General features: G+C 38.3%; 17 protein-coding genes. 7 read left to right on the plus strand and 10 right to left on the minus strand.

Features of this window, described 5'->3' with window-relative positions; all coding sequences use genetic code 11:
• Positions 1 to 25: 25 nt before the first annotated feature.
• Complete coding sequence (gene proS / locus BGO88_RS05310; protein ID WP_286706191.1) at positions 26 to 1,504, minus strand: proline--tRNA ligase; 1,479 nt, start codon at positions 1,502 to 1,504, stop codon at positions 26 to 28.
• Between the two features lie 112 nt (positions 1,505 to 1,616).
• Between proS and BGO88_RS05315 the strand changes: the two genes are divergently transcribed.
• Both BGO88_RS05315 and BGO88_RS05320 read left to right on the plus strand, forming a co-directional pair.
• Positions 1,617 to 2,606: a hypothetical protein gene (locus BGO88_RS05315; RefSeq protein WP_286706192.1), complete on the plus strand. Its 990-nt coding sequence runs from the start codon at positions 1,617 to 1,619 to the stop codon at positions 2,604 to 2,606.
• A gap of 91 nt (positions 2,607 to 2,697) precedes the next feature.
• Positions 2,698 to 4,194: an OmpP1/FadL family transporter gene (locus tag BGO88_RS05320; RefSeq protein WP_286706193.1), complete on the plus strand. Its 1,497-nt coding sequence runs from the start codon at positions 2,698 to 2,700 to the stop codon at positions 4,192 to 4,194.
• 51 nt (positions 4,195 to 4,245) lie between these two features.
• Here BGO88_RS05320 and BGO88_RS05325 read toward each other — a convergent pair whose 3' ends face one another.
• Positions 4,246 to 5,064: a M23 family metallopeptidase gene (locus tag BGO88_RS05325; protein WP_286706194.1), complete on the minus strand. Its 819-nt coding sequence runs from the start codon at positions 5,062 to 5,064 to the stop codon at positions 4,246 to 4,248.
• Positions 5,065 to 5,247: 183 nt separating this feature from the next.
• Between BGO88_RS05325 and rimO the strand changes: the two genes are divergently transcribed.
• Positions 5,248 to 6,564 carry a 30S ribosomal protein S12 methylthiotransferase RimO gene (gene rimO / locus BGO88_RS05330; RefSeq protein WP_286706195.1) on the plus strand — a complete coding sequence of 439 codons (1,317 nt, stop codon included), beginning with the start codon at positions 5,248 to 5,250 and terminating at the stop codon, positions 6,562 to 6,564.
• Between the two features lie 67 nt (positions 6,565 to 6,631).
• Here the strand turns inward: rimO and BGO88_RS05335 are convergent, their stop codons facing one another.
• Positions 6,632 to 7,402 carry a tetratricopeptide repeat protein gene (locus BGO88_RS05335; protein ID WP_286706196.1) on the minus strand — a complete coding sequence of 257 codons (771 nt, stop codon included), beginning with the start codon at positions 7,400 to 7,402 and terminating at the stop codon, positions 6,632 to 6,634.
• A 183-nt stretch (positions 7,403 to 7,585) separates the two neighbouring features.
• Between BGO88_RS05335 and BGO88_RS05340 the strand changes: the two genes are divergently transcribed.
• Complete coding sequence (locus tag BGO88_RS05340) at positions 7,586 to 7,933, plus strand: nuclear transport factor 2 family protein (protein ID WP_101471617.1); 348 nt, start codon at positions 7,586 to 7,588, stop codon at positions 7,931 to 7,933.
• 61 nt (positions 7,934 to 7,994) lie between these two features.
• Here BGO88_RS05340 and BGO88_RS05345 read toward each other — a convergent pair whose 3' ends face one another.
• Entirely contained in the window at positions 7,995 to 8,207 is a 213-nt protein-coding gene (locus tag BGO88_RS05345) for a helix-turn-helix domain-containing protein (protein WP_056069955.1), read from the minus strand.
• A gap of 3 nt (positions 8,208 to 8,210) precedes the next feature.
• Complete coding sequence (locus tag BGO88_RS05350) at positions 8,211 to 8,765, minus strand: DUF2975 domain-containing protein (RefSeq protein WP_286706197.1); 555 nt, start codon at positions 8,763 to 8,765, stop codon at positions 8,211 to 8,213.
• Positions 8,766 to 8,963: 198 nt separating this feature from the next.
• On the opposite strand from BGO88_RS05350, the gene BGO88_RS05355 reads away from it, so the two are divergent.
• The 3 genes from BGO88_RS05355 to BGO88_RS05365 all read left to right on the plus strand — a co-directional run bounded on the left by BGO88_RS05355 (position 8,964) and on the right by BGO88_RS05365 (position 10,236).
• On the plus strand, positions 8,964 to 9,509 hold the full coding sequence (locus BGO88_RS05355; protein ID WP_286706198.1) for a GNAT family N-acetyltransferase: 546 nt from the start codon (positions 8,964 to 8,966) through the stop codon (positions 9,507 to 9,509).
• A gap of 43 nt (positions 9,510 to 9,552) precedes the next feature.
• Positions 9,553 to 9,723 (plus strand): Z-ring associated ZapG family protein, encoded by a 171-nt coding sequence (locus tag BGO88_RS05360; protein WP_286706199.1) that lies wholly within the window; start codon positions 9,553 to 9,555, stop codon positions 9,721 to 9,723.
• An 84-nt stretch (positions 9,724 to 9,807) separates the two neighbouring features.
• Entirely contained in the window at positions 9,808 to 10,236 is a 429-nt protein-coding gene (locus BGO88_RS05365; protein WP_286706200.1) for a hypothetical protein, read from the plus strand.
• On the opposite strand, the gene BGO88_RS05370 is transcribed toward BGO88_RS05365, so the two are convergent.
• The 5 genes from BGO88_RS05370 to BGO88_RS05390 all read right to left on the minus strand — a co-directional run bounded on the left by BGO88_RS05370 (position 10,233) and on the right by BGO88_RS05390 (position 16,037).
• The gene (locus BGO88_RS05370) at positions 10,233 to 12,425 is read right to left on the minus strand and encodes a B12-binding domain-containing radical SAM protein (RefSeq protein WP_286706201.1); all 2,193 of its coding nucleotides are present in this window, start codon (positions 12,423 to 12,425) and stop codon (positions 10,233 to 10,235) included. The two genes, BGO88_RS05365 and BGO88_RS05370, sit on opposite strands and share 4 nt — an antisense overlap.
• A gap of 88 nt (positions 12,426 to 12,513) precedes the next feature.
• Complete coding sequence (locus BGO88_RS05375) at positions 12,514 to 13,209, minus strand: hypothetical protein (protein WP_286706202.1); 696 nt, start codon at positions 13,207 to 13,209, stop codon at positions 12,514 to 12,516.
• A gap of 238 nt (positions 13,210 to 13,447) precedes the next feature.
• On the minus strand, positions 13,448 to 13,957 hold the full coding sequence (locus tag BGO88_RS05380) for a tetratricopeptide repeat protein (RefSeq protein WP_286706203.1): 510 nt from the start codon (positions 13,955 to 13,957) through the stop codon (positions 13,448 to 13,450).
• On the minus strand, positions 13,944 to 14,633 hold the full coding sequence (gene prfH, locus BGO88_RS05385) for a peptide chain release factor H (RefSeq protein ID WP_286706204.1): 690 nt from the start codon (positions 14,631 to 14,633) through the stop codon (positions 13,944 to 13,946). Before prfH ends, BGO88_RS05380 begins: the two co-directional genes overlap by 14 nt.
• Positions 14,634 to 14,645: 12 nt before the next feature.
• Positions 14,646 to 16,037: an RtcB family protein gene (locus BGO88_RS05390; RefSeq protein WP_286706205.1), complete on the minus strand. Its 1,392-nt coding sequence runs from the start codon at positions 16,035 to 16,037 to the stop codon at positions 14,646 to 14,648.
• Between the last annotated feature and the right edge of the window lie 200 nt (positions 16,038 to 16,237).

Consider the following 16,237-nt stretch of genomic DNA (forward strand, 5'->3'; position numbering starts at 1 on the left):
CTACCTCAATTTTTTTTTATTTTTTTTAGTATGCCTTCGCGAAAAGCACTCTCCCAACAGAAGGTTTTCCAGTAAACACGCAGCTTCCGGACTCTTCTACCCTATCCAAAGCAATACACCTGATTGTTGCTTTAGTAAGGTCTTTGATTTTCTCTTCCGTCTCAGGGGTTCCATCCCAATGAGCCGCAATAAAACCACCTTTATTCTCTAAAACATCTTTAAACTCATCAAAGGAATTCACTTCGGTGATATGTGTATCCCTGTATTCCAATGCCTTACTAAACAAACTGTCCTGAATTTCTTCCAACAGGCTGTTAATATGATTTACTATATTATCCTTTAAAACGACTTCTTTAGACAAAGTATCTCTTCTTGCCACCTCAAAAGTTCCGTTCTCTAAATCTTTCGGACCAACTGCTACCCTAACAGGAACACCTTTTAATTCCCATTCTGCAAATTTAAATCCTGGCTTCTGGGTCGTCCTGTCATCGAACTTGACAGAAATTCTTAGTTTCCGCAATTGTGACACTAATGTATTTGCAGCTTCAGTTATGGCTGCAAATTCTTCATCCGTTTTGTAGATAGGAACAATCACAACTTGAATTGGCGCCAGATTTGGAGGCAAAACCAATCCGTTATCATCTGAGTGCGTCATAACCAAAGCTCCCATCAGACGTGTCGAAACACCCCAGGAAGTTCCCCAAACATGCTCTTGCTTTCCTTCTGCATTGGCAAACTTAACATCAAAAGCTTTCGCAAAATTTTGCCCTAAGAAATGGGATGTACCGGCCTGCAGGGCCTTTCCATCCTGCATCAAGGCTTCGATACAATAGGTTTCTACTGCTCCGGCAAAGCGCTCCGTTTCCGTCTTTACTCCTTTGATTACCGGAATGGCCATAAAATTCTGTACAAAGTCGGCATACACATTCATCATTTGTTCTGATTCTGCTATCGCTTCGCTTTGTGTCGCATGAGCCGTATGTCCTTCCTGCCATAAAAATTCGGCTGTTCTCAAAAACAAACGGGTTCTCATTTCCCAGCGCACTACGTTTGCCCACTGGTTAATCAGAAGTGGCAAATCTCTATAAGACTGTACCCACCCTTTATAAGTAGACCAGATAATAGCCTCGCTCGTTGGACGTACAATCAGTTCTTCTTCCAGCCTGGCATTAGGGTCCACCATTAATTTCCCCGGTTTATCCGGATCATTTTTTAATCTATAATGAGTAACGATTGCGCATTCTTTAGCAAAACCTTCTGCATTTTTCTCTTCAGCCTCAAACATGCTTTTGGGTACAAATAGCGGGAAATAAGCATTCTGATGTCCGGTTTCTTTGAACATTCTGTCTAACTCCGCCTGCATCTTTTCCCAGATGGCATAACCGTATGGTTTGATAACCATACAGCCTCTAACCCCTGAATTTTCGGCTAAATCTGCTTTTACTACCAGTTCATTATACCATTTGGAATAATCTTCTGATCTTTTTGTAAGGTTCTTACTCATATTGAATAGTTTGGCACAAATATTGTTTAACTTTATTTAACTAGATAATTCAGCAAAACTAATTATTTTTGTATTGTCTTTTGTATTGTCCAACAATAAAATTGCTCTAGATATGAAAACTTATTACATTTCCCCAAAATCAGCATCCCTTTATTCATTAATCGGATTGCTGGCAATTCTTATGACTTCCTGTGGGTCATACCAGAATTCATCTTATTATGATTCCGATGGAGTTTACAACAATAACGAAAGAAGATCTAACACTACTGCAAACAATGAAAGTAGCAACGGCTACAGAGAATATTTCAGATCGCTTCAGGATGATCCTGAAATCTTTACCGATTCAAACAATTATGCATCACCGGCTTATAACGATACTACCTATGTAGCTACTGCAGCATCCTATCCTGCCTGGGGAAGCAACTCTGATAATGTAACTGTAAACATTTACGACAATAGTTGGGGTTGGAATAATTGGTACGGACCAGGCTGGGGCTGGGGTCTTGGCTGGGGAGGCTGGTATGGCGGTTGGGGCTGGAATAGCTGGTACGGACCAAGTTGGGGTCTTGGCTGGGGCTGGGGCTGGAACAATTGGTACTATCCTTATTACGGCGGTTGGAACCACTGGCATGGAGGTCACTACTACAATAACTACGCTTATGCCAACGGAAGAAGAAGCTACTACGCCAACAACAGCTTTGGAAGAAACAATTATTACAGAAGCAATTCTGCAACAAGAAGCTACAGAAGCAATAATGCATACAACACTTCAAGAAGAGGGGAAGGAACTTATTATTCCAACCGAAATTCAACAAGATATAACACAACCGGACCCCGTAGCAACAGTACTACAAATTCAAGAGACTATAATTCAAGCTCAAGAGATTATAACACAACACGAAACAGTTATAATACCACAAGAAATAACAGCAACAATTACAGTACTCCAAGCCGAAGCAATTCTACAAGAAGCCAAAATGTGGCACCATCAAGACCATCATACAGCAGCCCTAGCTCAAGTGGCGGCGGAAGATCATCAGGTGGAGGTTCCTATGGCGGCGGCGGAAGATCTGGCGGCGGTGGCGGCGGACGAAGAGGATAACACTTAATTTAATGATACAGAATGCCTATGTCTAAACGTAAAAGTTATAGCATAGGTATTTTTTTGAACCCCTAAGAAAAAAATTAACCCTATGAAAAAGTATTTTTTATTTATGATTGCGGGATTTGCTTTAAGTGCTCAGGCACAAGAAGTTTCCGATGCCATGAGGTATGCTCAGGACAACCTGACCGGTACGGCCCGCTTTAGAGGGATGAGTGGTGCTTTTGGTGCTCTTGGAGGCGATTTTTCGGCAATTGGCGTTAATCCAGCCGGAAGTGCAGTTTTTACGACCAATCAGATTGCCATAACACTTAGCAACTACAGCATCAGTAACAAGTCACGTTATTTTGGCACCACCACTAAAGAAAGAGACAATAGTTTTGACCTGAACCAATTGGGAGCTATCTGGGTTTTCGAAAACGAAGATGCTTCAAGCAATTGGAAAAAATTTACAGTTGCGGCAAACTATGAAAATGTTTCCAATTTCGACAATCAGTTTCATACTGCCGGATTTAATCCTACGAACTCCGTGTCGCAATATTTCTCAAGCCATGCCAACGGAATTCCGTTAGGCGATATTACCAATCTGCCTTTTGAAGCACTAACATACAGAGAACAGCAGGCTTATTTTGGTTATTACGGCTACCTTATCAATCCTGCTACCAATACAGACAACAATACGGTTTATACTCCAAATGCACCTGTTGGCGGCAATTATTTTCAGGAGAATTTTATTGAGACTAACGGATATAACGGAAAGCTTTCCTTTAATGGAGGAGTGCAATACACAGACCGGTTTTATTTTGGTCTTAGCCTGAATTCACATTTCACAGACTATACCCGCGTAACCAACTTCTATGAAGATTATTTGGATACGCCTGGCAATAATCCAAATTCAGGACCTCAGGCTTTGCGTTTCCGAAATGAATTATACACTTACGGTAACGGATTTTCATTCCAGGTTGGAGCCATTGCCAAAGTGACTCCTGAATTCCGCATTGGACTTGCCTATGAATCACCTACCTGGTTTCGTCTGAATGAAGAATTGCGTCAGAATCTGGTTGTAGACTGTCCGGACTGCGGAACCCGCAACCCTGTAATTGTCGACCCGAATGTAACCATGATTTATCCGTCATATCGTTTACAAACACCTGGAAAATACACAGGAAGCTTAGCCTATGTTTTTGGAAAATATGGACTAATCAGTGTGGATTACGCCATGAAAGATTACAGTAATATCCGCTTCAGACCAAGCAACGACTACCGCCAAACAAATGCACAATTAGAATCACTGCTTGACGTAACATCTGAAGTACGCATTGGTGCTGAAGCAAAAGCAAAACAATGGAGTTTCAGAGGCGGTTACCGTTTTGAGCAAAGCCCTTATAAAAATGGAAAAACAGTTGGAGATCTGCAAGGATTTTCAGCAGGTCTTGGCTATAATTTTGGAGGAACAAGGCTGGACGCGGCATATTCTTATGCCAAAAGAGACATACAGCAGACATTCTTTTCACAAGGACTTGTTGACCCAACTACAGTCAAAACTGTCAGCAACAATGTAACACTTACATTATTGATAGATTTATAAAATATATCTTTTACACATAAAAAAGCCTCTGCAAATGCAGAGGCTTTTTTATTAAAACTCATAATCTTTTTTATACGATTTCTTTTCCTGCAGGAATTCGAGTTTATTTCCTTCCGTCCTGAATTTTGTACGGATAGACCTCCTGCCCTTCTCTATATCCGAAACAAAACTGAAAAAATGCAGATGTGGCCCAGATGACCAGCCAATATTGCCACTAAGTCCGATTTTATCTCCTCTTTTAACAACATCTCCTTTTTTGACCAAAGAACCTTTGGTGTCAATGTGCGTATATTCCGCCATTGTTCCGTCTTCGTGATAAATCACGATATAATTATTAAATTCTGCACAGTCTTTCGACATACAGGTTTCCGTATTGCTATCCTGAACATCAACAACAATACCATCTCTGGCAGCCGTAATTTCAGTACCGATAGGCATGATGAAATCAAGGGCAAATTCACCCTGATGTGAAATCTTGCCATTATACCCCTGTCCAATACTATATTCTTCTCCTTCTTTATACGGCAGACTATAAGGGAAATCGATATCATATTTCCTAAGATTGATATCACCCAGGAAAAATGAGCTCTGGTATTTAAAATTAAATTCCTTTTTAAGATTAATTACTGAAATTTCCATCAGCACAAATCTTTTTGTTTTTGCCGGCACTAAAACATAAGGCGCTTTAAGGCTGCTTTTCATATTAAGAAGCTCTGTCCGTATCAAGACAGAAACCGGACAAAACTCATTATTGTCAGCAAAAACTACCGTCTTACCTTCAATAAACTCCCTATATACCTTAACATCCCGTTGCTGTGCCAAAAGCATCAAAGGAGCCAGCAACAAAAAGAACATTCCTATTTTCTTCATAAAACCATCATAAAATATAAAAACGCAATATATCAAAACTAATACCGATATAAAACGGCTTTCTTCTGAATCTATTTTACATCCAACTATTTTTCTTACCATAAAGTCAACCTCATAAAATTTACCCAACCATAGTGCTACTATTCATAAAAAGCTTAATTTTGCACTCCAATTTACAATTCTATGAGAACCAAGTCATTAAAGAAAAACAAAATCAATGTAATTACATTGGGATGTTCCAAAAACGTGTATGACAGCGAAGTGCTGATGGGTCAGCTCCGTGCCAGCGGCAAAGACGTAACCCACGAAGCCCCTGCCCATGAAGAAGGAAATATCATTGTAATCAACACTTGCGGTTTTATTGACAATGCAAAGGAAGAATCTGTAAACATGATCCTTAACTATGTTGACAAAAAAGAGCAAGGCCTTGTTGACAAGGTGTTTGTGACCGGATGCCTTTCAGAACGTTACAAACCGGATTTGATTAAGGAAATACCAAACGTAGACCAATATTTTGGAACTACAGAACTACCGGGCCTTTTAAAAGCCTTAGGTGCCGATTACAGACATGAATTATTGGGCGAGCGTCTTACAACTACGCCTAAAAATTATGCCTACCTTAAAATTGCCGAAGGATGTGACCGTCCTTGCAGTTTCTGCGCCATTCCATTAATGCGTGGCAAACACGTTTCACAGCCCATTGAAAAATTGGTAAACGAAGCAAAAGGACTGGCCAAAAACGGAGTAAAGGAACTGATACTTATTGCTCAGGATTTGACCTACTATGGTCTTGATTTATACAAAAAGAGAAATCTGGCTGAGCTACTGGAAAATTTAGCTGCAGTTGAAGGCATTGAATGGATTCGTCTGCATTATGCTTTTCCAACAGGTTTCCCAATGGACGTTCTGGAACTGATGAAAAGAGAGCCAAAGATTTGCAACTATCTTGACATCCCGCTTCAGCATATATCCGACAACATTTTAAAATCAATGCGTCGCGGAACAACTCAGGCCAAAACGACAAAACTCATCGAAGATTTCCGTAACACAGTGCCTGGAATGACTATCAGAACGACCTTGATTGTAGGATATCCGGGAGAAACCGAAGAAGACTTCCAAATTTTGAAAAACTGGGTTGAAGAAATGCGATTTGAAAGATTGGGTTGTTTTGCGTATTCTCACGAAGAAAACACACATGCCTATCTACTGGAAGACGATGTTCCTGCCGAAGTAAAACAACAGCGTGCGAACGAAATCATGGAACTCCAGTCTCAGATTTCATGGGAATTAAACCAGAAAAAAATCGGACAGGTTTTCCGTTGTATCATTGACCGCAAGGAAGGCAACCATTTTGTTGGAAGAACAGAATTTGACAGTCCGGACGTTGATAACGAGGTTCTGATTGATGCTTCTAAAGCCTATTTAAAAACCGGAGAATTCGTAAATGTAAGAATTACTGATGCTGCCGAATTTGACTTGTATGGTGAAGCTGTTTTATAATTTAAAACAAATCTTTTGAAATAAAAAGCCTCGGTTCCTGCCGGGGCTTTTACATTATTATCCTGACTTATTTCAGAAAATAAACCTGATAAGGATAACGTTCATAAACTACATTATCTTCGTTGATGGTGAAGCCATTTCTATAATCGGTTATGGCTTTTTGCATCAACTTCTCCGCTTCATTATTCCTTCCCAACTTAATCAGACATAAAGCTTTATAATATTCCGCATCGGAAAACTCCCGGTAAGTTCCAATTGAGATATCAAATTGCGCTATCGCTTCCTCATATTTACCCAGCTCATACTTCGCTATACCCATATAAAACACATCCAAAAAATGGGGTTCAACACTACTTGTAGCAAGGTGGGCCTCCCTATCCGCCTCGAGTATCTGTTCCGCTTCTGCAAATCTTCCCAACTGCAAGTAAGAAAGTGCTATATAAAAATCATACGTATGGTCCATGACATAGGAATTGCCGCTAAGTTTCTTGGCGGCTTTAAAATCCTCAATTGCTTCAACATAACGTTTACCAAAAATACATTTCATAAAAGCTCTGTAATCCATATATAATTTGGGGTTCAGCGCAACTGCTTTGTCCAAAAAAGGCATAGCATATTCATATTTACCTTGTTTGAAAAGCGGCATGGCTTTTTGTTGCCAGGCATAGGCAGAGCGCGGATAATCCTTTACTATCTTATCCATTTCTGCCTGATAGTCCTGTGAAAAATGAAATAACTTTCGGGCTTCATCGATACGTTTCTCTACAATTTCTTCTTCTGTTTGTGCCCTGGCAGTAAAACCTACTACAAAGAGCAACGATATAATAACAGTTTTCATAGGCGAAGTTTGGTTGGTTATTTGCACAAATGTATCATTATATATAAGAGACTGAGTTAATGAAAACTACTTCTTTGTTAACAGAACGTTAATGTCGAAATTGCAGTTATAATAAATCTAAAAAACTGAATAACAGACAAATATTTTGTAATTTTAGTACGTCGCTTGAAAAACTTATAGGCCATGACTTCGAATAAATATACAGTGGTTTCGTATATAGAAGGCTTTAGGACTTACGACCACAAAAAAATTCTTTCATGTCTTGCAGAAGATATTGTCTGGGATATGCCCGGATTTTTTCACCTGATTGGAAAAGAAGCTTTTGACAAAGAAATTGAAAAAAACCATTTTATAGAAAATCCTGAAATTGAAATCATCAGTCTCACCGAAGAAAACGATACTGTTGTAGTTGAAGGGAAGATCAAATGTAACTTCAGGTCTGGTGACCTGCTTAATGCGGCATTTTGTGATGTCTTCCAAATGGAAAACGGAAAGATTAAAAAACTGACAAGCTATCAAATGACCCGATAACAAAAAAAGTCCGCAAGTAGTCAACACAGCGGACTTTTAAAAATCAGTAACTATTACAAAGTTATTTCGTATCAGGCTGATATTCCAGAATATCTGCCGGCTGGCAATCTAAGGCTTTACATATAGCTTCCAGTGTACTAAATCGGACAGCTTTGGCTTTTCCTGTTTTTAGGATGGAAAGATTCGACAGTGTTATGTCTACCTTTTCAGAAAGCTCATTGAGCGACATTTTTCGCTTTGCCATCATTACATCTAAATTTACTATTATCGGCATAAACTATATTGTTAGATCATTTTCAGTTAGGATTTCGATACCTCTTTTGAAAATTTGTGCTATAATCAAAAGAATTATCCCCATAAACAACCACACATCAGAACCGTCAAAGTGCATATCGTCTAAACCAGGCATAGAAACACCTTCCAGAATCAGTCCCTTAGTGTATTTCTCTCCCCAGGCAGAAAAAAAACCTATTCCTAAAGCCAGATACGATATTAGCGAAATGAAACGCCCCATTGCCTGGTTGAAAGGTTGTGCCATATCCAACTTATTCTCATACAGAATTTTTACGATCAAATAAAACATCAGTGCTTTCAGTACAGCCACAATAATAATTTGTGACATTATTACCACATAATGATGAGAACCGTATTTGTACAAATCAGACAAATCAATCAGCATCCATAAATGTTTAATTTCTGTAGCATCAAGCGTGAGTGTCATAATAGCATTAACTATAAGAGCACCCGCTTCAAAACACAATCCGAGAAATATGATCCAGGATAAGACATGCAATACCTGAAGGATTAGCTTAGTACCAATTTTAATTTCCATATCGTTTGATTTTTAATGATTACCCGACAAATGTATTTATTTTTATTGAAAAACAATAAATTTATAATGAAAAATATAAAAAAATTTTTGAACATAGATTAATTTATATTGATAAAGGATATGTACTATCCTTTATTTCCTGAAAATTCAGACATTTTTTTAATTACTTTTATACTTAGTATTATTTACTATTTTAATATGACTTTTTTTACTATTGAAACAGAAAGGCTCCATTTAAGAAAAATTGATCTCGAAGCCTACCAATATATTTATGAGCATTTTTCCGAAAAAGAACTCTCTGAATTTTTAGGCATCAATACTCCTGAAAAACTGCAGAAAGAAAAAGAAAAATTCAAAAAGGGAATTACCACATACAACAAGTCAATGCTTTTATTTCAATTACTCGACAAAAAAAACAATAAGGTTATTGGCGGATGCGGCTATCATACCTGGTATTTGGACCATGCCCGTGCCGAAATTGGATATGCACTAACAGATGACAATTTCAAAAGAATGGGGTTAATGAGCGAAGCGTTGCAACCTGTTCTTGACTATGGTTTTGATAAAATGCAGCTCCATAGAGTTGAAGCATTTATAAGTCCAACCAACAATGCGTCGATACAACTTGTCAAAAAATTTGGCTTTGTAAAAGAAGGTGTCATGAGACAACATTATCAAAAAGAAGGGCAATTTGAAAATTCAGAAATTTATTCGTTGTTAAAAGAAGAACACCAAAAAAAATAATACAAAACTGTATTGGGATTTTCATAACTTTATATAAAAAACCATGAAAATCAACTGGATAACAATAGCAATTGTAGTTTTGATTGGCTTGATTTTAATTGTATTTCTGATGAAGCGAAATTTGAAAGACCAAAAAGAGGTAGAAAAATTTTTCAACGAAGAATACAAGGCAAAACCAGAAAATGAGTCAGAAGTCAATGATAATGACCGTTGAACGGTTTACATCCTGTTAAAATATATCATTTCATTATACTTTGGCTTAAAAAATGAGTAAGTTTGGAACTCAAATTTTTAATTTATGAAAACCGGATTATTTTTTATCGCTATATTTTTCCTAATGCTTTGCCCTGACACTGCTTCTGCTCAATACTACAATCCATACGGAGGTGGTGTCGACAGGTCTATAGGTTCTGAAGTAAGACAGAACAAACCTAAAAAAAACAGCAATGAAAAAGTAGACATGGGAGAGAACTGGGCTACATATCTTGATAAGGAAATAAAACTGGACGGTTTACAATTTGCTGCCGTAAAAGCAATTATAAACGACAATAAAAACAGCATTGAGGAAATTTCCAAAAGCAATCTGCATGTTCAGGAAAAAAAAGATAAAATGCGTGAAATAATGGACAAGATTGACGTAGAAATTTTAAAATTGTTATCCAAAGACCAGGCAGCCAAATATTTAAAAATGAAAGAAGATAGCGAAAAGAAAGCTATGACCAACTAGAGTACCAGTAAGCCCTGTTCTCTCAATGAATTAATGGGTTTACTATACCAAAACAGTTCAAAATCTTCGAACCCGGAGTTTTCATAATCCGTTTTAATCTCCTGATAGGTGTACGTTTTCAGGTTTGAAACCGCGATTTTCTCCAATATAGCTCCCAACCATATTCCCTGTTCTTTTCCTACAGAAATGGCAAAAGCTTCTTTTTTAGTATGAAAATCCAGAGAAACCATTTCCCATGAATTTCCTTTTTTAGATTTAGTATAGGTTGAAATCACAGGCTTATTGCCTAACCAAATGACTTTTGCAGTTGGTTTGGCGAAGCTGTTTTCATCTTCATGTATGGCATTATAGATATAGTCGCCTGGAATTTTGGTTCGGGGTACTTTAAAATCAAACCAGTCCTGCAGCGGAAAATCAAAACAAATACCATGCATATAGTTGAAGAGCGATTTCTTTAAGCCATAACTAAAGGCATCATGGTCTGTTCCTGTTTTATCAATATGTATAATATCGTTGTTAGCAAAGCTACCCAAAACTTCTGTCTCTTTTAGTACGCCAAATTTTTCAGGATACATTCCTACAGGACTATGAGCCGTCATCGCAAATTGGTGCCAAAAACCGGATTGCAAGACTCCCATTTCAAATAACTGGCGTACCATTTCCAGGGAGTCAATTGTTTCCTGGGCCGTTTGTGTTGGAAAACCATACATCAAATAAGCATGTACCATTATTCCCGCTTCCGTAAAATTTCGCGTCACCCGTGCAACCTGTGCTACAGTAACACCTTTTTGAATTAGCTCCAACAGCCTGTCTGAAGCTACTTCCAAACCACCTGAAACAGCAATGCAGCCTGAGACCTTTAACAAAAGGCACAAATCACGGGTAAAACTCTTTTCAAAACGGATATTAGTCCACCAGGTAACCGTCAATTTTCTGCGTAAAATTTCCAATGCAAGAGCCCGCATCAATGCCGGAGGTGCAGCTTCGTCAACAAAATGAAAACCATTCTGCCCTGTTTGTGCAATAAGCTCCTCCATTCTGTCACAAAGCAACCTGGCCGCCACCGGCTCATATACTTTTATGTAATCCAGTGAAATATCACAAAACGTACATTTACCCCAATAGCATCCATGCGCCATGGTAAGCTTATTCCAACGCCCGTCACTCCACATACGGTGCATAGGGTTGACAATTTCAATAACCGAAATATAACTGTCTAAGAGCAGGTCTGAATAATCAGGTGTTCCTACTTCTGATTGCTTGTAATCTTTTTTGGATGAATTATTCTTATAGGCAATTTTACCGTCTACCAAAAGAAATGTCCTCTTCCATGAATCATATTCCGGATTTTCAATATTCAGAATAAGCTCTTCAATAGGAGCTTCGCCGTCATCGAGAGTGATATAATCGAAAAATTCCATCACCCTGATATCAGACAAAGAGCGTAATTCCGTGTTTGGAAATCCACCCCCCATGGCAATCTTGGTATCGGGATACTGTTTTTTGATAAACTGGGCGCTTTTAAAGGCACTGTATAAATTTCCCGGAAAAGGAACTGAAAAGCAGACCAGCTTTGGTTGCAATTCTTTCATTTTCCTATCCAAATTTCCGAGTAATAGTCTATCAATATAAGTAGGCTCCCTATGCAGCATGTCGTAAAGCGCATCAAAAGAATTGGCAGAACGTCCCATTCTCTCTGCATAGCGGCTAAATCCGAAATTTTCATCGACACATTCAACGATAAAATCAGAAATATCTTCAAGGTAGAGAGTCGCCAAATGTTTAGCCTTGTCCTGAGTTCCCATAGTTCCGAAAGCCCAGTCCAATTCTTCAAGCTGTAAAAACCGGGAAGCTTCGGGAAGAAAATCTTCCTGACAAATCAGATGCGACAGGGTTGGGTTTTTGCCTTGCAGGAAAAGCATGACCGAGTCGATTGTCTTAATATACTCCTCCTGTAATGCCAGAATCCGTTTTGCATTATCCGATTTATCCGTTGCTTTTTCAGCTTCCGAAAACAGGTCGGTTAATCCTTTTCTGGAAAATAATTCTAATATAACCTCAATGCCCAAATCAGCCTGAAAAGAAGAAATGTTCTTTGTGTTCAAAAAACCTTTAATATAGGCCGTTGCCGGATACGGTGTATTCAGCTGAGTAAAAGGTGGCGTAATTAGAAAAACGGTCGGATTCAAAACAGGTTATATTAAGTCGCAAAAATATTGCTTATTTATGAAAGTGCCTGTATAAAACGAAAAAACTCCCGTTTGGGAGTTTTATAAATTATTCTTTAGTCAGAAATTCATCCAGTGCTTCTTCGCGGATGGCCTGTTCTTCTTTATAGAGGTTTTTCAGGTACTTCAGCATACCAAAAAACATAATCACCAACAGAAACAGTATAGTTGCCATATAATAAGCCGTTCCCATACCTATGGAAATCATTCCCCCTCCCATTCCATCTGCCATAGATGAAACGGCATTTAGCTCGTCAGAACTTTTGATTATGATTCCAAAAATAAGTAATACTATGAAGCCAATAGAAGAAAAGATGATATGCAGCAGACCTTTTCGTCTGGCTTTGACAAAACTCAAAATCAATCCTGCTATTGCCATAAAGAATGGAATTCCCATCATAATCATCATAACAATTCTACTACTTTTTTCATCTGGTGTTTCTTCAGGAAGCGGCAGACTATCAGCTTTTATCGGATTGCCGTCTTCATCAACATCAAGAGAATCCAGATTGGCCCCAGCCGCACCAAACAAATCTTTACCTAATTGTTTTTCTAATTTTTTAGAAAATTCATTGTCTTTCATCTTTTCCTTCATGTCGGTCCCAACCACATAATCAAACCCAGTCACAGAAACCAATTCTGTCGTGCCGCATTTGATAGTAATAAAAGGGAAGAAAAAACAAATTAATATTACCGTATAACTTGGGATTGGAAGTAAATCAGAAATGATTTTAAGTGCTCTCATATTAGATTTGTCGTTTATTTATATTTCCTTCCAAACTTAGCACTTCTTGTTAAATTTAAGAAATTTTTAAGCCGATTTTTTATACGTTTTTAGTATTCGGATAGTTTAACAAATGAAAAAAAGATGTAAAAAAGTTTTCTCACGCAAACACAAAACTAGGGGAATTTATTGGAAACATAAAAACGTCATTCTTAAGCAGGAATATAAAAGGCCGCCCTATTTGGCAGCCTTTTTAAAATTAATTTGATTTCTTTTTGGCTTTCTTTTTAATCAATTCCATCTTACTCTTGATTCTTTTTTCAACATCCCGAATCACAGACTCCGAATCATAATGAATTGAATACAGCTTTGCATTTCTGATTTCTTTCATTGCCTTTTTGAATTTATGCTGTACTTCAAAAAGTATGGCCTTCTTTACAAAAATATCGGCTTTACTTATGCCTTTGATTGTAAGTGCAAAATCAATTAATCGCATCGCTTCTTCATAATCTTCATTTAAGATAAGCGTTTGTATATAATAAGGATAAACCTCAAGTGCATGAATATTAATTGTAAAAGCCTCTTCAAAATAATTTTTAGCGGCTTCATAATTCAGTAATTGCTCCGCCTGGATTCTTCCATAAAGACAAAGCACCATTGTATTCTTGGCATCATAGGAAAAAGCATAATCCAATGATTCAATGGTTTCTTCGAGTGAGTATGGATAGCTATCTAAAGCCTGAAATACGTATTTATCAATTGTTTTCATTTCTTAAATCTGTTTTTAATTTTCTGCGGGTTCCTTTATAGCTTTTCTCAATTTTATTCTTCTTGAAATCGGTTCCGGCAAATATCCTTATCGGGTTTCCGCGCTGTATATTCAGTTGGTTTTCCCATTGTTTGCCTACCTGTTCCTTGAGCTGCTGTAAGGTCTCGTTTTCTATTTTTTTTAATAATCTTTCTGTTGCCAGTTTTTTGTTTTGGTGCTGTGACCGACTGTCCATCGCAACCGCAGTAATTCCTGTTGGCAAATGTGTCGCCCTGATAGCAGAACTGACTTTGTTTACATGCTGTCCGCCGGCTCCGGAACTCCTCATTGCCTGATATTGGATTTCGTTTTCTGAAATTGTCCAGTTTTTTTGTTTTTCAATTTCAAAAATCCCAATAAACCAGTTTTTACGCTTGTGCATCTTCCTGAACTGGCTTTGGCCTATCCATTGGATAGTTCCAATCCAGGAGGCTACAAACATTGACACGTCTTTTCCTTTTACAGAAACTGTAGCGGTTTCAACTGTTCCATTTTCAGAACCTGCCTGACGTTGCAATAAAACAGCTTCAAGCTGCAGCTCCTGCGCTTCTGCCAATACTTTTTTAAGCACCTGGGCAACTACCCAAGTGCATTCTGCCGGCCCACGGCCCGCTGTTATCTGAATTATCTTTTCCATTTTTTAAGTTTTTTATCGGTCCATCCTGACAATTTTTGGAGTGAATGTTCCCAATACTTCTACCAAATCGCTTTGGTTTTCCATTACTTTAGTAATGTCTTTGTAGGCCATAGGCGCTTCGTCAATATTGCCTCCAATAAGTGTAACTTCATTTGCTTTCAGCACTTTATTGATTTCGCTTTGCGTGAAAGTACTTTTGCACTTTGCTCTCGAAAACAATCTCCCGGCTCCGTGCGAGGCTGAATTCAGGCTTGCTGCATTTCCTTTTCCTCTAACAATATAGCCCGGTGCTGTCATTGAACCCGGAATAATCCCCAATTGTCCTTCTGCAGCCGGAGTCGCCCCTTTTCTATGGACAATACACTCCTTGCCATCAACCATCTCTTTCCATGCAAAATTGTGATGGTTTTCAATCGTTACTACCACTCTTTTTCCGAGTATTTTGGCAATTCTCCTGTGAATATCGTCGTGGCAAGCTTTGGCATAATCACCCGCCAGATTCATTGCAAGCCAATATTCCTGTCCGTCATGCGTATTGAGGTCAAGCCAGGCCAAATGCTGTACATTCCTTGGCAACGGACATTGTTTTGTTGCCAAATAAGTATAGTGTTTTGCAATATTGGCTCCTAATCCGCGCGAACCGCTATGAGAAAGAACGGCAAAATACTCGCCTGCTTCTATTTTCCATTCGCGTAGTGGATTATCAATTTTGACGATTCCAAATTCCACAAAATGGTTACCTCCTCCTGAAGTGCCAAGCTGTTTGTAGGCCTTATCTAGAAGACGTTTTAACTGGGGAATGTCCTGAAACTCTTTTCTGTAAAATACTTCATGGTCTGCCTTAACCGCATGTGTCTCATACATCCCAAATTTGGTATGGTCTTTCAATATGGTCTGTAGCTGGTCGTCTTTTCCTTTTAGGAATGATGCGGGAAGATCAAAAACAGAAAGGCTCATACGGCAACCAATATCGACACCAACTCCGTATGGAATCACAGCATTGTCTGTTGCCAAAACGCCTCCAATTGGCAAACCATATCCCGAATGCGCATCAGGCATTAAGGCTCCTGCTATTGAAATTGGCAGTTTGAGCGAGTCATACAATTGAAACTTGGCCTGTTCATCGATTTCATTTTCTCCAAAAATCGTAAAGGGAGCCCTTGTTGTTTTCAATTGATGCATTCTTACTTGCACGGGATTAACCAGACCTTCAGCCACTTTTCCCCAGGTTCCATGCCCGTTGAATTTTTCCGGATGAAGCAACACCTCTTTCGCTTCTGACAGAATGGATTCCTTTTTCTCTCTTTTTCTATATCTGTTTATTTGCCCAAGGGCGATATTTATTGAATTATTTTTTGGAAAGCCTAATTTAATCAGGTCTTTTCCGGATAATTTATTTCCCATAAATTTTATTAATTGTAATTATTCTGTGCAGACTTACGTCAATTCCAAATACTATGGAAATGAAACATAAGCATGCCAAATCTTTTATCCTTTCGGGATAAATAATGGAACTATTTTTCGGGAAAATTTTGAAGTGTCTAGAATAAAAAAAGCCCGAATCTAAATTGCTTCGGGCTTTTTTATATATCTAAAAAATAATT

It is taken from the genome of Flavobacterium sp. 38-13, from assembly GCF_001899155.1.
GTDB lineage: Bacteria > Bacteroidota > Bacteroidia > Flavobacteriales > Flavobacteriaceae > Flavobacterium > Flavobacterium lindanitolerans.